The sequence below is a fragment of the Pseudomonas sp. EZ-C24 genome (genome assembly GCF_014525325.1).
GTDB classification, from domain to species: Bacteria; Pseudomonadota; Gammaproteobacteria; order Pseudomonadales; family Pseudomonadaceae; genus Aquipseudomonas; species Aquipseudomonas shirazensis.
Genome location: NZ_JACDIU010000015.1, coordinates 167,191 through 184,101 on the forward strand (window position 1 = coordinate 167,191; position 16,911 = coordinate 184,101).

Here is a 16,911-nt window from a genome sequence, read left to right on the forward strand (position 1 = left end):
CGCAGGGTTTTCCTACTTATGATCAAAGCGCTCCGCCCACTGCTGCTCGCCGGCCTGATGCTGCCTCTGGCCATGCCCACTGAGGCCGCCGTCAACACCACCTTGCCGCCCAAGGTGCAACAGGCTCTCAAGACCAACAAATTGCAGGACAACGCCCTGTCGCTGGTCATGCTGCCCCTCGATGGCCCCGGTACGGCAACGGTGTTCAACGCCGATGTGTCGGTCAACCCGGCCTCAACCATGAAACTGGTTACCACCTACGCCGCCCTCGAGCTGCTTGGCCCGACCTTTCAATGGAAAACCGAGTTCTACACCGATGGCACCCTGAGCAATGGCGTGCTCAACGGCAACCTGTACCTCAAGGGTGGCGGCGATCCCAAACTGAACATGGAAAAGCTCTGGCTGCTGATGCGTGACCTGCGCGCCAACGGCGTGCGCACCGTCACCGGTGACCTGGTGCTGGACCGCAGCCACTTCGTGCAGCCCAACCTGCCCCACTTCGACGATGACGGCGGCGACACCAACAAGCCGTTTCTGGTCAAGCCAGACTCGTTGCTGGTCAACCTCAAGGCGCTGCGTTTCGTTGCTCGCAATGACGGCGGCAAGGTCATGATTGCAGTCGAACCGCCGATTGCCAGCATCCGCATCGACAATCAGGTCAAGGCGGTCGCCTCCAAGCAGTGCGCCGGTGAGGTCCGCTATAACCCGCAGGTCAGACCAGACGGTGTCACCGTAGTGGTCAGCGGCCAATTGGGCGAAGGCTGCAACTCGCAGACCTATCTGGCCCTGCTCGACCACCCCGCCTACGCGGCAGGTGCCGTTCGCGCAATCTGGAACGAACTGGGCGGCACCATCCAGGGTGGCGATCGCATCGAGAACGTGCCGAAAAGCGCCCGAGTACTGGCGCGGGCATTCTCGCCCGACCTGGTCGAGGTGATCCGCGACATCAACAAATACAGCAACAACACCATGGCTCAGCAGCTGTTCCTGAGCCTGGGCGCGCAGTTCCGTACCGATGCCGACGGCGATGACGCGCGCGCCGCACAACGGGTCGTGCGTCAGTGGATGGCGAAAAAAGGTATCACCTCACCGCACCTGGTGATGGAGAACGGCTCTGGCCTGTCTCGCGCTGAACGTGTCAGCACGCGTGAAATGGCCACCCTGCTGCAGGCGGCCTGGAACAGCCCTTACGCTGCTGAATTCATCAGCTCGATGCCGCTGGTGGGCATGGACGGGACCATGCGCAAGCGCCTTAAACGCACTGCCATGACCGGCCAGGCGCATATCAAGACCGGCACTTTGAATACCGTGCGCGCAATCGCCGGCTTCAGCCGCGACAGCAACGGCCACACCTGGGCAGTGGCGGCGATCCTGAATGATCCCAAGCCATGGGGTGCGTCACAAGTGCTTGATCAGGTGCTGCTTGAGCTGTATCGCCAGCCGAAACTGAATACTGGCACCGCCGCATCGGGGCTCTGAACCAAGCAGTCTGAGCAGCGCGTGCCAGCCGCCGCGGCGCTGCTCGGCAGGCAGATCAGGCCGACTTAAGGCTGCACTACTTCAACTCGGTCGCGGCCACCCTGCTTGGCCGCGTACACCCCGGCATCGGCGCGCAGCAGCAGCAGCAGCAGCGCATCGGCGCCCTCCCCCGGGTGCCAGGCAGCCACGCCGAAGCTTGCCGTGACCTTGCCGACCCCGTTGATCACCAAACTGCGTACCCCCTGCCACAGCTCCAGCGCCAGGGTGCGCGCCTGCGCGATATCGCTACCTGGGCACAGCACCATGAACTCCTCGCCCCCGAGCCGGCAGAACACGTCCGTACGGCGCAGACGATGGCTGATGTGCTGGCACAGGCTGCGCAGGACATCGTCACCTACCGCATGCCCATGCTCATCGTTGATGCGCTTGAAGTGATCGACATCGAGCATGATCACCGCCAGCTCCAGGCCATCACGCGCGGCGCGATCAAGCTCGATCTTCAGCCGCTCCTGGAAGTAGCGGCGGTTGTGAATACCGGTCAACACGTCGGTAATCGATAGCGCCCGCAGCTCGTGCTCGACCCGCTTGGGCTCGGAAACATCGGTCAGATAGCCATGCCACAAGGTGCATCCCGCCTCGCCCAGTTCAGGCGTGGCCTCACCGCGCACCCAGCGCAAACCGGCCTGCGGCAGAATCACCCGATACTCTTCGCGCCACGGGGCAAGGTGCTCTGCCGAGTAACGGATCGAGCGCAGCACCCGCTCCAGGTCATCAGGATGAATCCGCTCGGTAATCGGCGCCGCATCCTCACGCAGCTGATGCAGATCGATCTCGTAGATGTCGAACAAGCCCTGGCTGGCGTAGGGAAAACATGTATGTCCAGACGCATCCAGACGGTACTGATAGATGCCTCCAGGCACTTCGGCACTGAGCTTCTCCAGCAGCCGATCACGCACCGCCAGTGCCTCATGCACGCGGCGCCGTTCAGTGACATCAATGCAGATTGCCAGGTAGCCGACCCAACGGCCGTGCTCATCGAGCACCGGGCTGACCAGCATGGTCGCCAGCAGCTGGCTGCCATCGCTACGTTGCAGGGTCCATTCGCCAGGCTGGTTATCCGCGGCCTGCGCCGCATCGGCAAAGATTGCCTGAGCGCAGCTGATGTCGCGGCCGTGCTGCTGGCTCAGGGCCTGGGCGCGCTGGTGCAACTCGTCGGCCTGAATCAGCGCGGGCAGATCAAGCCGGCCGACCACTTCGCTGGCGGCATAACCCAGCATGCGCTCGGCGCCAGCATTGAAGGTGATGATCCGGCCCTCGAGGTCAGTGGCGATAATCGCCACCTGAGTTGCCGCATCGAGCACGCTGCGCAGTTGGTTATGGGTGCCCCTGAGAGACTGCTCACTGATGCGCAATTCGGCCGTGCGCTGCTCGACCAGCTTCAATGCGCGCTGGCGCTGGCTGAGCACGCTGTACAGCAAAGCGCCGAGCAGCACGCTCAGCAGCGCCCCAAGTATCGCGACCGCCGGCACCAACGATGAACGATTGGCGTGCACGAAGCTTTGGCTGGGACGAATCAGCATCTGATAGGGATAACCAGCCAGCTGCAGTTGACGGGCACTGGCCATTGCCAGCGGCGCTGCCGGGTTGAGCGACTGGTACAGCAGGTTTTGCCCGCTGCCATCGCTGATGCGCACCACCAGGTCGTCGTCCGTTGCAGCTGACACGCCCTCGCTGACCAAGCGCTGCAAGTCGAGCAGGACAATCACATAGCCACTGGGTACACCGTCGCCTGCAACATTGGCGAAGACTGGAGCAAGCATCATCAGCACTACCGCCGCAGGCTGCTCTGGCAACTGCCATGGCGCGGACACCGCCATGCTGCCTGGGGTAGTCGCGCGCACCAAAGTGCTTTGCACGCGTCTCAGGTTGAACAGCTCCAGGCCAGAAGGCAGCCCAGCCAGATTGGAAGTTTGCACAAAGCGTATGGGGTAGGCGTGGCCGCGTAATGCTAAGGGCTGTACCTGCGCCTGGCCGCCAGCATCAGGGGACGCATTGTGGACAGCCAGTTCGGCACTCGCCCCCCACCTGGCGGTGGCAACGGCGGGCGCCCAGGCGTAGGCCAAAGTGCGCTGCAACAGCGGTTTGACGTAACCCTGAAATTCGCCTGCGGTGACGTTATCGGAATAACTGAAAAAGCGCCGCAGGCTATCCAGGCGCTGTTGCTGGTCTGCCAGGCGTTCGGCAATACGGCTGTAGCGGTCTGCGGCCAGCAGCTCGAAGCGCTGGCGCAGTTGCTGTTTGGAGAAGCTGTACGCGGCGGTCGTCAGCGCCGCCGTGAACAAAGCGCCGCTGATTACCGCCAGCAGCGCCAACGCCCAGGCCGGTAATGCCTGATAGAGCAGGCTAAACACATTCGCACGCACCTTCGACATAGAGCGATCTCGTCACGTCAGCGTCCTGCGAATTTTTCAACCCTGACTATTTATAGCTATTGGCCATTAGCGGCGCAACTCCGACATTACCCAGTGCCACTTCAGCGCAGCTGCAAGCGCCAGGCACGGTGGATCTTGCTGTTGCGAGCAAAGTCCGGATCAACCGTCTGCGCGCTTATTTCTTCCACGGCATACCGCGCGCTCACGCTCTCGTCGAGCTGGAACTTGCGGAAGTTGTTGGAGAAATACAGCACACCGCCAGGCGCCAACCGGGCCAGGGCCAGGTCAAGCAACTGCACGTGGTCGCGCTGCACGTCGAACACCCCTTCCATGCGCTTGGAATTGGAGAACGTCGGCGGGTCGATGAAGATCAGGTCGTAGCTCTCGCGGCAGCTCTCCAGCCAGGCCATGACGTCACCCTGCTCCAGGCGATGGCGATCGGAGTAGCCATTGAGCGAGAGGTTGCGCCGCGCCCAATCGAGGTAGGTCTTGGACAGGTCGACGCTGGTGGTCTCGCGTGCGCCGCCCTTGGCCGCATGCACAGTCGCCGTGGCGGTGTAGCAGAACAGGTTGAGGAAACGCTTGCCGGCCGCCTCGCGCTGGATGCGCATGCGCATCGGACGGTGATCGAGGAACAGCCCGGTATCGAGATAATCGGTCAGGTTGACCAGCAACTTGACGCCGCCTTCGCTGACTTCCTGGAAGCGCCCTTCAGTCGCTTGACGCTCATACTGGCGAGTACCGCTCTGACGCTGACGGCGCTTGAGCACAATACGCTGCTGATCGATGCCCAGTGCCTGCGGGATCGCTGCAAGCACATCGAGCAGACGCCCTTGGGCCTTTTCTGGATCGATGGTACGCGGGGCGGCGTACTCCTGAACGTGCACCCAATCCTGGTAGAGGTCGATCGCCACAGCGTATTCGGGCATGTCGGCGTCATACAGGCGGTAGCAGTCGATATGTTCGCGGCGGGCCCACTTGCCCAGCTGCTTGAGGTTCTTCTGCAAGCGGTTGGCAAACATCTGCGCACCTTCGGAAAGGCGCGCCGGCTCGTTGACGACTGCCACCGGGCGATCGCTGTCAGCTTCCTGGGCCTCGACAGACCGACGCTCGCCGGAGACACCCGTGACGAACTGATCAGGCTGGATCTTGAACAGCAGCAGTTTGCACGGCAACGCGCCGTTCCAGAACGCGTACTGTTTGTGGCTGCGCACACCCATACGCTTGCCCAGTTCAGGCGCGCCGGTGAACACCGCCGCCTCCCAGCCCAGACACGCCTGGCGCAGACGCTCGCCCAGGTTCTGGTAGAGGTAGAGCAAGCTGGCCTCATCGCCCAGACGCTCGCCGTAAGGCGGGTTGCTGATGACCAGACCTTTCTGGTTCTGGTCCGGACGCGGTTCAAACGTGCCGACCTCACCCTGGTAGATCTTGATCCAGTCGCTCAGGCCGGCCCGTTCGACGTTGTTGCGGCCCGGCTGAATCAGCCGTGGGTCGGCTTCGTAACCGCGAATCCACAGCGGCGGCTTGGCCAGGCCGGCTTCGGCGCGCTGGGTTGCTTCGTCATGAACCTTGCGCCACAACGCCGGCACGTGGCCAAGCCAGGCGCTGAAGCCCCAACGCTCGCGCTTGAGGTTGGGCGCAATATCGGCGGCAATCATCGCGGCCTCGACGAGGAAGGTACCGACACCGCACATCGGGTCAGCCAGCGCGCCGCCTTCGGCAGCAATGCGCGGCCAGCCGGAACGAATCAGCACCGCTGCGGCGAGGTTTTCCTTGAGCGGCGCGGCGCCCTGCTGCAAACGATAGCCGCGCTGGTGCAGGCTGTGCCCAGAGAGGTCGAGCGAGAGGATCGCTTCACCACGATCCAGGCGCAGGTGCACACGCATGTCCGGATTCAGCTTGTCGACCGACGGGCGCAGGCCGTCTTTGTCGCGCAGCTTGTCGACGATGGCGTCCTTGACCTTCAGCGCACCAAAGTGGGTGTTGTCGATGCCCGAGCCATGCCCGCTGAACTCCACGGCCAGTGAGCCATCGGCGAGCAGATGATCCTGCCATTCGACGGCATTGACGCCGTCGTAGAGGTCATCGGCATTTTTCATCGCAAAACGTTTGAGCACCAGCAGTACGCGGTTGCCCAAGCGGGACCACAGGCACAAGCGGTAGGCGGTTTCCATGTCGGCCTCGCCACGAATGGCCGAGGTGTGCTCACGCACGTCCTCAAGGCCGAGGCCTCGGGCCTCATCGGCGAGCAGGCCTTCTAGGCCCTTGGGGCAGGTGAGGTAAAGTTCGAAACGGTCCGACATGAGTAATCCAGTGCCTATGGCTATTTGAGTGACGGGACGACGCATCGTCCGTCAGGGTTTTCCCGAGCGCCCTTTTCAGGCGCTCGGGTGGCCTTGCGTGATTCGCGAAGGCCTGGCCGCCCGACAATTGTGCATGCACCCAAGGGTGAAAGCAGCCTTTGATCGTCGAGCAGTACGAAAAATTCTTGCGCCAGGTCATTAAAGTGACCCTTCGTCGCATTTCAAATTAATTCAGCCGTTTTTTGACGACGCTGGCCAAATAGCGGCCAGTGCGGCTAAACCCCGATCACAGCGGGCATTTGCCCAAACAAGGTTGAGTCGCATTTATTTACTTATCACTTCACCTACAGAAACGTTACGTCCTTATGACAAAACGATCATTCACACTGTGACTTTCATTGGTTAGAACTGACCACAGGCCGCTTCGCAACGAAACGGCACTTCAAGCTCGCCACGCCGGCAGCGAGCGCAAACCGGCAGAAAGATTCTGCCCGGCCTCTGTGAGGCCGACGGGACATTACAGTCAACAAGTGAGGGCAACACCCTATGAGAAGACTTAAGCGTGATCCGTTGGAAAGAGCATATTCACGTGGCTACCAGTATGGGGTCACCGGCAAATCTCGCGAACTTTGCCCCTTCACCCTAGCATCTGTACGTCAGGCCTGGATAAACGGCTGGCGCGAGGGTCGCGGAGATAACTGGGACGGCATGACCGGCACTGCTGGCATTCATAGACTCAACGAAAATCACGCCGTTGGCTGATCAAGGAATCTGAATTCGAGTCACCATGCACGCCCCATCCGGGCGGCGGGCTGCGGCCCAGGGGCCCCTTAAAGGGGCCCTTTTTTATGCCCGCTGATCAGCCCCGTGGCATTGCTGCAATGGCATCGACTGCTTCGCGAATCAGCGCCGGGCCCTTGTAAATGAAGCCCGAATAGATCTGTACCAGGCTGGCACCGGCAGCGATTTTCTCAGCTGCGTGACGGCCTTCGGTGATCCCACCTGCGGCGATGATCGGCATCCGCCCGGCCAACTCCCCTGCCAGCACCTTGACCGTATGGGTACTCTTGGCCAGCACTGGCGCACCCGACAGGCCACCGGCTTCAGCGCCATACGGCATGCTCTCGACGCCTTCACGGGACAGCGTGGTGTTGGTTGCAATCACTGCATCCATGCCCGACTCCAGCAGCGCCGCAGCTACCAGTGCGGTTTCTTCGTCGGTCATGTCCGGGGCAATCTTGATCGCCAGCGGCACACGCTTGGCATACTCAGTGGCAAGCTGCTCGCGGCGCACCGCAAGTGCATCCAGCAACTGCTTGAGCGAGTCACCGAACTGCAGCGAGCGCAGGCCCGGGGTATTCGGCGAGCTGACATTGACGGTGATGTAGCTGGCGTCGTTGTAGACCTTCTCCAGGCCAATCAGGTAATCGTCGACCGCGCGCTCGACCGGCGTGTCGAAGTTCTTGCCGATGTTGATCCCCAGCACGCCATCGAAGCGCGAGGCACGCACCCGCTCCAGCAGGTGATCGACGCCCAGGTTGTTGAAGCCCATGCGGTTGATGATCGCCGTTGCCTCAGGCAGACGAAACAGCCGCGGCTTGGGGTTGCCCGGCTGCGGGCGTGGCGTCACGGTACCGATTTCGACAAAGCCGAAGCCCAGCTGGGCAAAGCCATCGATGGCCGCGCCGTTCTTGTCCAGACCCGCCGCCAGCCCGACCGGGTTGGCGAAGTTCAAGCCCATCACCGTCACTGGCGATGGCGCCGGCTGCTTGCACAGCAGGCCATTGAGCCCCAGCCGGCCACCGGCACCAATCAGGTCCAGGGACAGGTCGTGGGAGGTTTCCGGAGAAAGCTTGAACAGCAGCTGGCGGGCCAGGTTATACATGGGCGGGCAAGACTCGGGGATGAGTGAGGGGGCGATTATAGCCAGCACGCCGCTGGTGCGACAGGCCTTTGCTGACCGTCTGGCATATGCCTTGCTTCAACAGCAGGCACAGCCTATTCGGTACAGGCGAGGATTTTTGTGAATACAGCTCCCCACGCAACACCTCTGGCCTGGGTCAACGGTAGTGACGCGCCGGAAAAACCCAGCCTCGATATCGGTTTCATGGCCCTTACCGACTGCGCTTCGGTAGTGGTAGCCGCTACCCAGGGCTTTGCCCAGCAGCAAGGCCTGACCCTCAACCTCAAGCGCCAGGCCTCCTGGGCCGGCATGCGTGACAAGCTGGTCAGTGGCGAGCTGGATGCAGGGCATTGCCTGTATGGCCTGATCTACGCCGTGCACCTGGGCATCGGCGGCAGCGCCCGCCGCGATATGGCCGTGCTGATGGGCCTGAACCAGAACGCCCAGGCCATCAACCTGTCACCCGCCCTGCAGCGCAAAGGCGTGACCAGCCCTGAAGCACTGGCAAAACTGGTGCACCAATCAGGGGCGAAGCTGACCTTTGCCCAGACATTTCCTACCGGCACCCACGCCATGTGGCTGTATTACTGGCTGGCCAGCCAGGGCATTCATCCGCTGCAAGACGTCGCCAGCGTCGTGGTGCCGCCCGCGCAAATGGTCGCCCATGTACAGGCCGGTCGCATCGATGGCTTCTGCGTCGGCGAACCGTGGTCAGCCCAGGCGGTGGCCGAGGGCCAGGGCTTCACCCTCGCCACCAGCCAGTCGATCTGGCCGAACCACCCGGAAAAGGTCCTTGGCTGCGCGCGAGCGTTCGTTGAGCTGTACCCCAACAGCGCCCGTGCACTGGTCAAGGCGATATTGGCCGCCAGCCAGTTTATCGAGCAGAGCCAGGAGAATCGCCGTAGCACGGCTCATCTACTGAGCGGCAGTGCCTACCTGGATACTGCAGTGGCGACGATTGAACCGCGCCTGCTCGGCGACTATCAGGACGGGCTGGGCAATCACTGGCAGGACCCCCACGCACTGCGCTTTCATGACCAAGGCCGGGCCAACCAGCCCTACCTGTCCGATGGCATGTGGTTCATGACCCAGTTCCGCCGCTGGGGTTTGCTGCGCGAAGACCCCGACTACCTGACGGTCGCCAACCAGGTGCAGCAGCTAGCCCTGTACCGCGCTGCTGCCGCTGAGCTCGGCTTGCCAGGCGACGTATCAGCAATGCGCAGCAGCCTGTTGATCGACGGCATCCGCTGGGATGGCAGCGACCCGCATGGCTACGCCCGCAGTTTTCACCTGCACGCCATGACACCGGCGCCTAGCGCCCATCTCGCTCGGTGAAGGGGCTGAACATGCTACGGATCCTGTTGATCGACGACACAGAAAAAAAAGTCGGCCGGCTCAAGCTGGCACTGATCGAAGCCGGCTTCGAGGTCATCGAGGCCACGGGCCTGACCATCGACCTGCCTGCCTGCGTCGAAACGGTGCGCCCGGACGTGGTCTTGATCGATACCGAGTCACCGGGGCGTGATGTCATGGAGCAGGTGGTGCTGGTCAGCCGCGATCTGCCGCGGCCGATTGTCCTGTTCACCGACGAACACGACCCGGATGTGATGCGCCAAGCGATCCACGCCGGGGTCAGTGCCTACATCGTCGAGGGCATTCAGAGCAGCCGCCTGCAGCCGATTCTGGATGTAGCGATGGCCCGCTTCGAGAGCGACCAGGCGCTCAAGGCCCAGCTGTTGGCGCGCGACCAGCAACTGGCCGAGCGCAAGCGTGTGGAGCATGCCAAGGGCTTGCTGATGAAGATGAAGGACTGCAATGAAGAGCAGGCCTACACCCTCATGCGCCGCCAGGCCATGAGCAAGCAGCAGAAGCTCATCCAGGTGGCGGAGCAGATCATCGCCATGCACGAGTTGCTCGGCTGAAACGGTTGCCTCCCAAGGGGTTGGCCCGGCTTTTGCTCTGCAATCACTACAGGTAGCCAACGGCGGTTGCCACAGTTTCCGACAAAGACGTCGCTCACCCCTCCATCAAGATGGATCGGGTAGCGGCGTCTTTTTCGTTCCAGCCCAGCACAGCCTGGGCATGACAACCGTTGCAAGCCGCGTGAGGTGTTCGATGAATACGAGCTTCTGGAAATCCGGGCATGTGCCTACCCTGTTTGCTGCATTCCTGTATTTCGACCTGAGTTTCATGGTCTGGTACCTGCTCGGCCCGATGGCGGTGCAGATTGCCACCGACCTGCAGTTGACCCCACAAGAGCGCGGCCTGATGGTCGCCACGCCCATCCTGGCCGGCGCCCTGCTACGCTTTGGCATGGGTCTGCTGGTCGATCGTCTGTCGCCCAAAACCGCTGGACTGATGGGCCAGGTGGTGGTGATCGTGGCGTTGGCCTGCGCCTGGCACTGGGGCGTGCACAGCTACGAACAAGCCTTGCTGCTGGGAGTTTTTCTCGGATTTGCCGGCGCTTCGTTCGCCGTGTCACTGCCGCTGGCCTCGCAGTGGTACCCGCCGCAGCATCAGGGCAAAGCGATGGGCATCGCTGGCGCCGGCAACTCCGGCACCGTCTTCGCGGCGCTGCTGGCGCCGGCCCTGGCCGCAGCCTATGGCTGGAACAACGTGTTCGGCTTCGCCCTGATCCCGCTGCTGCTGACTCTGCTGGTGTTTGCCCTGCTGGCCCGCAACGCGCCGCAACGACCAAAACGCAAAGCCATGGCCGACTACTTCAAGGCGCTGGGTGATCGCGATAGCTGGTGGTTCATGTTCTTCTACAGCGTCACCTTTGGCGGCTTCATTGGCTTGGCCAGCGCCCTGCCGGGCTACTTCAGCGACCAATATGGCCTGAACCCGATCACTGCCGGCTACTACACCGCGGCCTGCGTGTTTGGCGGCAGCATGATGCGCCCGCTGGGCGGCGCTCTGGCCGACCGCTTTGGCGGCATCCGCACCCTGCTCGGCATGTATGGCGTAGCTGCGGTATGTATCGCCGCGGTCGGCTTTAACCTGCCTAGCGCCACGGCTGCGCTGGCTCTTTTCGTCAGCGCCATGCTTGGCCTGGGCGCCGGCAATGGCGCAGTGTTTCAGCTGGTGCCGCAGCGCTTCCGCCAGGAAATCGGAGTAATGACTGGCTTGATCGGCATGGCCGGCGGCATCGGTGGCTTCCTCCTGGCCGCAGGGCTGGGCATGATCAAGCAGCACACCGGTGACTACCAGCTGGGTCTGTGGCTGTTCGCAAGCCTGGGCCTGCTGGCCTGGTTTGGCCTGCATGGGGTCAAACTACGCTGGCGCACCACCTGGGGCTCGGCTGCGGTTACCGCAGCGCGGGTATAGGGCAAACCCATGAGCCTGCAATTGCGCTTCGCCCAAGCCAGCGCCACCGGTCCGCGCAGCGAAAACCAGGACGCTCTGCGCCTGGTGACACCGGCGCCGGAATTGGCAGCGAGCAAAGGCTATCTGGTCGCACTGGCCGACGGCGTCAGTCAGTGCGCCGATGGCGGCCTGGCCGCGCGAGCCAGCCTGCAGGCGTTGGCGCTGGACTACTACGCCACGCCGGCTACCTGGCCGGTCGCGCAGGCGCTGGATCGCCTGCTGCTGGCGCAAAACCGCTGGCTGCGCGCCCAAGGCAGCGGCCAGCCGCTGCTGACCACCCTCACTGCGCTGGTCCTGCGCGGGCGCCGCTTCACCCTCGCCCACGTCGGTGACTGCCGTGCCTATCGCTGGGATCAGGGCCGCTTGCTGTGCCTGAGCGAAGACCATGTCTGGGATCAGCCGGGCATGCAGCATGTCCTCAAGCGCGCGCTGGGCCTGGACCAGCATCTGTTGGTGGACTACCTGGACGGTGAGCTGGTTGCCGGCGAAACCCTGCTGCTGCTCAGCGATGGTGTCTGGGCCTGCCTTGGCGAGCAAGCGATTGCCGCCATCCTCAGAGATCAACCTGACCTGCAGGACGCCGCCGACATCTTGGTCGCCAGCGCCCATCATGCCGGTAGCCAGGACAACGCCAGTGCCGTGCTGGTGCAGGTCGAACAGCTCGGCCCGAGCAACTTCAGCGACACCCTGGCGCAACTGCAGCAATGGCCAGTGCCCGGGCCGCTGCGCCCCGGGCAAGCCATCGATGGCTGGCAGGTCGATGCCCAGTTGGCCCGCAGCCGCCAGTCGCTGCTGTATCGGGTGCATGATAGCCAGGGCCAGGCGTGGCTGCTCAAGACCCTGCCCGGCGCCGTCGAAGCAGATCCGGGTGCCGCTCAGCGCTTGCTGCAGGAAGAGTGGTTTCTGCGGCGGGTGGCCGGTCGGCACTTCCCTGAGGTGCATGCGGCCAATCACCGTCAGCATGTGTACTACCTGATGCGCGAATACCCGGGCCAGACCCTCAGCGCCCTGTACAACGTGCAAGGCCCGCTACCCCTGGCGCAGTGGCTGGAAATCGCCCGTCAGTTGCTGCAGGCAGTCGGCGTGCTGCACCGGCGCAACCTGCTGCATCGGGATATCAAGCCCGAGAATCTGCACCTGGGCACAGACGGCCAGTTGCGCCTGCTCGACTTTGGCCTTGCTTATTGCCCAGGGCTGTCTGAAGACGCCCCCCATGACCTGCCCGGTACGCCGTCGTTCATTGCCCCGGAGGCGTTCGACGGGCAACTGCCGCAGGCCCGCCAGGACCTCTATGCCACGGGTGTAACTCTTTACTACCTGCTCACCGGGCACTACCCCTACGGTGAAATCGAGGCCTTCCAACGGCCGCGCTTCACCCACCTAGTCAGCCCCGGCCGTTATCGCCCGGACCTGCCTGAATGGCTGCAACGCAATCTGGAGCAAGCCGTCGCGGCCGATCCCCGGCAACGTTTCGAAACCGCCGAGCAATGGCTGCTGTTGCTCGAACGTGGCGACCGCCAGGAACTGAGCGAGCGGCCACGGCCATTGCTGGAGCGCGAGCCGCTCAAGGTCTGGCAGACGCTTGCCGTGCTGTCTCTGCTGTTCAACCTGATATTGCTGTTCAGCCTGTTCAAGGGCTGAGCGCGCTGCTTGATGAGGAACATCTGATGAACGCAAAAATCTGGTTGGTTGGTGCCGGCCCCGGCGACCCTGAACTGCTAACGCTGAAAGCGGTACGGGCCTTGCGCGAGGCGCAGGTGGTGATGATCGATGACCTGGTCAATCCGGCTGTGCTTGAGCATTGCCCAGGGGCACGGGTGATTGCCGTGGGCAAACGCGGCGGTTGTCGCTCGACGCCGCAAGCGTTCATTCAGCGCCTGATGTTGCGCCATGCCCGCCAGGGGCGCTGCGTGGTGCGCCTGAAAGGCGGCGACCCATGCATATTTGGCCGTGGCGGCGAAGAAGCACTGTGGCTGCAGCAGCGCGGTATCGAGGTGGAGTTGGTCAACGGCATCACCGCTGGACTGGCCGGTGCCACTCAGTGCGGCATCCCCCTCACCCTGCGCGGGGTCAGCCGTGGCGTGACCTTGGTGACTGCACATACCCAGGATGACAGCGAGCTGAACTGGGCAGGCCTGACTCAGGGCGGCACCACCTTGGTGGTGTACATGGGCGTGGCTCGCCTGGGTGACATTCGCCGGGGTTTGCTCGAGGCCGGCATGGCGGCAGACACGCCCGTCGCCATGATCGAAAACGCTTCGCTCCCGAGCCAGCGCGAGTGCCGCAGTACGCTGCTGGAGATGGCCATGGATGCGACCGCCTTCGCCCTGCGCAGCCCAGCAGTGCTGGTGATAGGCGAAGTAGCGCGGCAAGGCGCGGTGGCCGAGCTGGTGACCGCAGCCGTAGGCGTTGCCTGAACGCGGCACAGCGGACTTTTTTACAGGCAAAGAAAAACCCGGCCTAGGCCGGGTTTTTCCTGAATCTCAGACCAATTACTTGGCTTGAGCTTCTACTTGCGCTTCAACGCGACGGTTAACAGCGCGACCTTCTTCGGTGGCGTTGTCAGCAACCGGACGGGTTTCGCCGTAGCCAACCGAGTCAACACGGCTCGATTCTACGCCGTACTGCTGGGTCAGAACTTGCTTAACGGCGCTAGCGCGACGCTCGGACAGCTTCTGGTTGTAAGCGTCTGGACCTACGGAGTCAGTGTGACCTTCGACAGTGGTAGTAGTCGATGGGTACTGCTTCATGAAGTCAGCCAGGTTCTTGATGTCGCCGTAGCTGTTAGGCTTGACAACCGACTTGTCGAAGTCGAACTTGACGTCCAGCTCAACACGTACGACTTCGGCAACTGCTGGGCAGCCGTCGGCGTCAACGGTAACGTTGGCTGGGGTGTCTGGGCATTTGTCGACGTTGTCGCAGACGCCGTCGTTGTCGCTGTCGGAGCACACTTCAGCAACTGGAGCTGGAGCGACTTCAGCAGTCTTCGGGCTACCGCCGAAGTTCAGGCCGATACCAACGCTTGGCGCCCACTCGGTGTCGCCTTGGTCGATGTTGTACTGAGCTTCAACGCCAGCACGAGCGTAGAACATGTCGGTGATGTACCACTTGGCACCAGCGCCAACGTTGGCGAAGGTGGACTGGTTACGACCACCACGGCCGGTCTGGCCGATGGACTGGTGGGAGAAACCAGCCGACACGTACGGACGGATTGCGTCGTACGGGTTGTTGAAGTGGTACAGAGCGTCCAGGGCGGTGTTCGAGCCCTTGATGTTCTTGCCATCTTCGCCACGAGCGTTGTGGACTTCGTCGTAGCCCAGACGCAGTTCAACGTCGTCGGTCAGGAAGTAACCGATCGAGCCGCCGAACAGGTTGCCGTCGTTCTTGAAGTCACGCTGGCTGTCGAAGAATTCTTTCTTGTAGAAGCCTTCGACTTCTACAGCGCCTGTGCCTTGTGCCAGAGCGCCGAACGAAGCAGCGGCAACGAGCGAGCCAATGGCCAAGCCCAAAGTGTTTTTCAATTTCATCCGTTAAATCCCCATCGTGTGATAGATAAGCAGTCCCACCAAAAACCGGGGGACAACTCGACGGCAAGTCTAGCAGAACTCACCGGTGGTTTAGAGACATTTGCTGGCCACTAAGTTTCAACCTCGCCAGCAAATTTCTCTCTGAGCTTGTCGAGCGCACGCTTGTAGCGCATTTTCGTTGCGCTCAAGCCCATGTGCATGATATCGGCGATCTCCTGGAATTCCAGCTCTGCGACAAAACGCAGCACCAGGATCTCGCGGTCAATCGGGTTCACATGCACCAGCCACTTGTCCAGGCCGCCCTTTTCTTCAGGTTTTGGTGCCTTGTCCTCTGACGCCTCTTCTATAGGGTCAAGGCTCAAGGCATCCATCAGCCTGCGTTTGCGTCGCTCCTTGCGGTACTGGGTGATGCACTCGTTGTAGGTGATGCTGTAGAGCCAGGTCTTGAACTTGGATTTACCTTCGAAGTTCTTCAACCCGTACAGCACTTTCAGCATCACCTCCTGACAGACATCGTCAGCGTCGCGGTCGTTCCCCAGATAACGTGCACAAACGTTGAACAGGGTCCGTTGGTACCGGCGCATGAGTTCCTCATACGCCCGGGTAACGTGAAACAGCTCCTCATGCGAACGCGCCACCAACTCCTCGTCGGTGAGTTCGTGTGGGTCATAGCGCATGGGCGGCGAATGAACTTTATTCAAAACGAATCTGGCCGACAGTCAGGTCAAGTCGCCGCACGCACCCTCAGGGCGCGTTTTCGCGGCGACATACAGTAACAGCTTTTACCCGGTTAGCGGCTATCGACACGCTGTTCGAGCAAGCTGCGGTTGGCCAACGACACCAATTCGCCATCGTCGGTCAGCACTGTCGTCTTCACCGTGCCGATCTCTTCGATCTGCCCTTCAACCTCTCCAATCCGGACCTGCTGGCCGACCTGATACAGCTCGCGCACGTAAATCCCAGCCAGAATCTGCCCGGCAATTTCGCGGCTGCCCAAGCCCATCGCCAGGGCAATTGCCAGACCAACGGTAATCAAGCCAATGACGATTACGTGGTTGAGCAGGTCGGTCTTGACCTCCAGCTGGCTGATAGCCACCGAGATCGCAATGATGATCACCAGGCCTTGAGCGATGCGCCCGACGCCTGCAGCGTACTCCAGGCCGATGCCTTCCGCGGCGCCGCGGACCAGGCCATTGACCAGTTGCGCAAGCATGACCCCGGCCAGCAGCACCAGGGCCGCGCCAAATACCTTGGGCAGATACAGCGCGAGCATGTCCAGCGTTGCCGAGACCCGCTCAAGGCCGAGTGACTCAGCCGCAGAGACGAGGAAGATCAGCAGCACGAACCAATACACGATCTTGCCGATCAGGGTCGATATCGGCACCTGAATGCCGCCGCGGCTGAGCATCTTGGTCATGCCGGTACCGGCCATCAGACGGTCCAGGCCAAACTTGGCGAGCAGCTTGGACAACAGCGTATCGAGCAGCTTGGCCACCACGAAACCGAGCAGCACCACGACCAGCGCGCCGAACAGGTTGGGGATGAAGTTCGCCACCTTGGTCCAAAGGGCAGTCATGGCGGTGACCAGGCTCTGGGTCCAGAGATCGAGTTCCATATTCAATCAGCCTTATCAGCTTTGCTGCCAGCGGCAGGATTACGGCGCACCGGCGCAACATGCGCCGAGCCATTGTTGACGGCAATCATCAGCGCCTGGCTCCAACGGCCAAGCAAGCTGAATAGATCGCCTGCACCAACCTGACGGTTGGCGGTTTTCAGCACGCGACCCAGACACGCTGCGTCGTCTCGGTCCTGACCGGACGGCGACGCATTGAGCAGGTCACGCAAGGATTGTTCAAACGGATCGTGCATGGGCACCTCGCGTAATGTCAGTCAAAGACGAG

At 62.1% G+C, this 16,911-nt stretch carries 14 protein-coding genes; 7 read left to right on the forward strand and 7 right to left on the reverse strand.

Going from position 1 to position 16,911, the window contains the following annotated elements:
- Positions 1-18 precede the first annotated feature (18 nt).
- On the forward strand, positions 19-1,479 hold the full coding sequence (dacB, locus tag IDM28_RS15840) for a D-alanyl-D-alanine carboxypeptidase/D-alanyl-D-alanine-endopeptidase (RefSeq protein WP_188036437.1): 1,461 nt from the start codon (positions 19-21) through the stop codon (positions 1,477-1,479).
- Between the two features lie 65 nt (positions 1,480-1,544).
- Here the strand turns inward: dacB and IDM28_RS15845 are convergent, their stop codons facing one another.
- The gene (locus IDM28_RS15845; RefSeq protein WP_188036438.1) at positions 1,545-3,911 is read right to left on the reverse strand and encodes a sensor domain-containing diguanylate cyclase; all 2,367 of its coding nucleotides are present in this window, start codon (positions 3,909-3,911) and stop codon (positions 1,545-1,547) included.
- 101 nt (positions 3,912-4,012) lie between these two features.
- On the reverse strand, positions 4,013-6,214 hold the full coding sequence (rlmKL, locus tag IDM28_RS15850; RefSeq protein ID WP_150570718.1) for a bifunctional 23S rRNA (guanine(2069)-N(7))-methyltransferase RlmK/23S rRNA (guanine(2445)-N(2))-methyltransferase RlmL: 2,202 nt from the start codon (positions 6,212-6,214) through the stop codon (positions 4,013-4,015).
- Between the two features lie 546 nt (positions 6,215-6,760).
- On the opposite strand from rlmKL, the gene rmf reads away from it, so the two are divergent.
- The gene (gene rmf, locus IDM28_RS15855; protein WP_101321305.1) at positions 6,761-6,976 is read left to right on the forward strand and encodes a ribosome modulation factor; all 216 of its coding nucleotides are present in this window, start codon (positions 6,761-6,763) and stop codon (positions 6,974-6,976) included.
- 97 nt (positions 6,977-7,073) lie between these two features.
- On the opposite strand, the gene IDM28_RS15860 is transcribed toward rmf, so the two are convergent.
- On the reverse strand, positions 7,074-8,099 hold the full coding sequence (locus IDM28_RS15860) for a quinone-dependent dihydroorotate dehydrogenase (RefSeq protein ID WP_188036439.1): 1,026 nt from the start codon (positions 8,097-8,099) through the stop codon (positions 7,074-7,076).
- A 138-nt stretch (positions 8,100-8,237) separates the two neighbouring features.
- On the opposite strand from IDM28_RS15860, the gene IDM28_RS15865 reads away from it, so the two are divergent.
- The 5 genes from IDM28_RS15865 (at position 8,238) to cobA (ending at position 13,900) form a co-directional block, all read left to right on the forward strand.
- Positions 8,238-9,452 (forward strand): CmpA/NrtA family ABC transporter substrate-binding protein, encoded by a 1,215-nt coding sequence (locus IDM28_RS15865; RefSeq protein ID WP_188036440.1) that lies wholly within the window; start codon positions 8,238-8,240, stop codon positions 9,450-9,452.
- Positions 9,453-9,463: 11 nt separating this feature from the next.
- Positions 9,464-10,039 (forward strand): ANTAR domain-containing response regulator, encoded by a 576-nt coding sequence (locus IDM28_RS15870; RefSeq protein ID WP_101323076.1) that lies wholly within the window; start codon positions 9,464-9,466, stop codon positions 10,037-10,039.
- Positions 10,040-10,232: 193 nt separating this feature from the next.
- Positions 10,233-11,444: a nitrate/nitrite transporter gene (locus IDM28_RS15875; protein ID WP_101321311.1), complete on the forward strand. Its 1,212-nt coding sequence runs from the start codon at positions 10,233-10,235 to the stop codon at positions 11,442-11,444.
- Positions 11,445-11,453: 9 nt separating this feature from the next.
- Complete coding sequence (locus tag IDM28_RS15880; RefSeq protein WP_181107897.1) at positions 11,454-13,124, forward strand: bifunctional protein-serine/threonine kinase/phosphatase; 1,671 nt, start codon at positions 11,454-11,456, stop codon at positions 13,122-13,124.
- Between the two features lie 26 nt (positions 13,125-13,150).
- Positions 13,151-13,900, forward strand: a complete 750-nt coding sequence (gene cobA, locus IDM28_RS15885) for a uroporphyrinogen-III C-methyltransferase (protein WP_188036441.1) — start codon at positions 13,151-13,153, stop codon at positions 13,898-13,900.
- A gap of 75 nt (positions 13,901-13,975) precedes the next feature.
- On the opposite strand, the gene IDM28_RS15890 is transcribed toward cobA, so the two are convergent.
- The 4 genes from IDM28_RS15890 to IDM28_RS15905 form a co-directional block, all read right to left on the reverse strand.
- Complete coding sequence (locus IDM28_RS15890; RefSeq protein ID WP_101321317.1) at positions 13,976-15,010, reverse strand: OmpA family protein; 1,035 nt, start codon at positions 15,008-15,010, stop codon at positions 13,976-13,978.
- A gap of 110 nt (positions 15,011-15,120) precedes the next feature.
- Positions 15,121-15,687, reverse strand: coding sequence for an RNA polymerase sigma factor SigX (gene sigX, locus IDM28_RS15895; protein WP_101321319.1), 567 nt, complete (start codon positions 15,685-15,687; stop codon positions 15,121-15,123).
- A gap of 113 nt (positions 15,688-15,800) precedes the next feature.
- A complete protein-coding gene (locus IDM28_RS15900) occupies positions 15,801-16,625 on the reverse strand; it encodes a mechanosensitive ion channel family protein (RefSeq protein ID WP_101321321.1) in 825 nt (274 codons plus the stop codon).
- A 2-nt stretch (positions 16,626-16,627) separates the two neighbouring features.
- Entirely contained in the window at positions 16,628-16,879 is a 252-nt protein-coding gene (locus tag IDM28_RS15905; protein WP_101321323.1) for a CrfX protein, read from the reverse strand.
- Between the last annotated feature and the right edge of the window lie 32 nt (positions 16,880-16,911).

Bases quoted from the DNA above. Each gene is read 5' to 3' on its own strand.
- IDM28_RS15860 (WP_188036439.1), bottom strand. From the start codon at position 8,099: ATGTATAACCTGGCCCGCCAGCTGCTGTTCAAGCTTTCTCCGGAAACC.
- IDM28_RS15890 (WP_101321317.1), bottom strand. From the start codon at position 15,010: ATGAAATTGAAAAACACTTTGGGCTTGGCCATTGGCTCGCTCGTTGCC.
- cobA (WP_188036441.1), top strand. From the start codon at position 13,151: ATGAACGCAAAAATCTGGTTGGTTGGTGCCGGCCCCGGCGACCCTGAA.
- rmf (WP_101321305.1), top strand. From the start codon at position 6,761: ATGAGAAGACTTAAGCGTGATCCGTTGGAAAGAGCATATTCACGTGGC.
- sigX (WP_101321319.1), bottom strand. From the start codon at position 15,687: ATGCGCTATGACCCACACGAACTCACCGACGAGGAGTTGGTGGCGCGT.
- IDM28_RS15845 (WP_188036438.1), bottom strand. From the start codon at position 3,911: ATGTCGAAGGTGCGTGCGAATGTGTTTAGCCTGCTCTATCAGGCATTA.
- IDM28_RS15900 (WP_101321321.1), bottom strand. From the start codon at position 16,625: ATGGAACTCGATCTCTGGACCCAGAGCCTGGTCACCGCCATGACTGCC.
- rlmKL (WP_150570718.1), bottom strand. From the start codon at position 6,214: ATGTCGGACCGTTTCGAACTTTACCTCACCTGCCCCAAGGGCCTAGAA.
- IDM28_RS15870 (WP_101323076.1), top strand. From the start codon at position 9,464: ATGCTACGGATCCTGTTGATCGACGACACAGAAAAAAAAGTCGGCCGG.
- dacB (WP_188036437.1), top strand. From the start codon at position 19: ATGATCAAAGCGCTCCGCCCACTGCTGCTCGCCGGCCTGATGCTGCCT.
- IDM28_RS15905 (WP_101321323.1), bottom strand. From the start codon at position 16,879: ATGCACGATCCGTTTGAACAATCCTTGCGTGACCTGCTCAATGCGTCG.
- IDM28_RS15875 (WP_101321311.1), top strand. From the start codon at position 10,233: ATGAATACGAGCTTCTGGAAATCCGGGCATGTGCCTACCCTGTTTGCT.
- IDM28_RS15880 (WP_181107897.1), top strand. From the start codon at position 11,454: ATGAGCCTGCAATTGCGCTTCGCCCAAGCCAGCGCCACCGGTCCGCGC.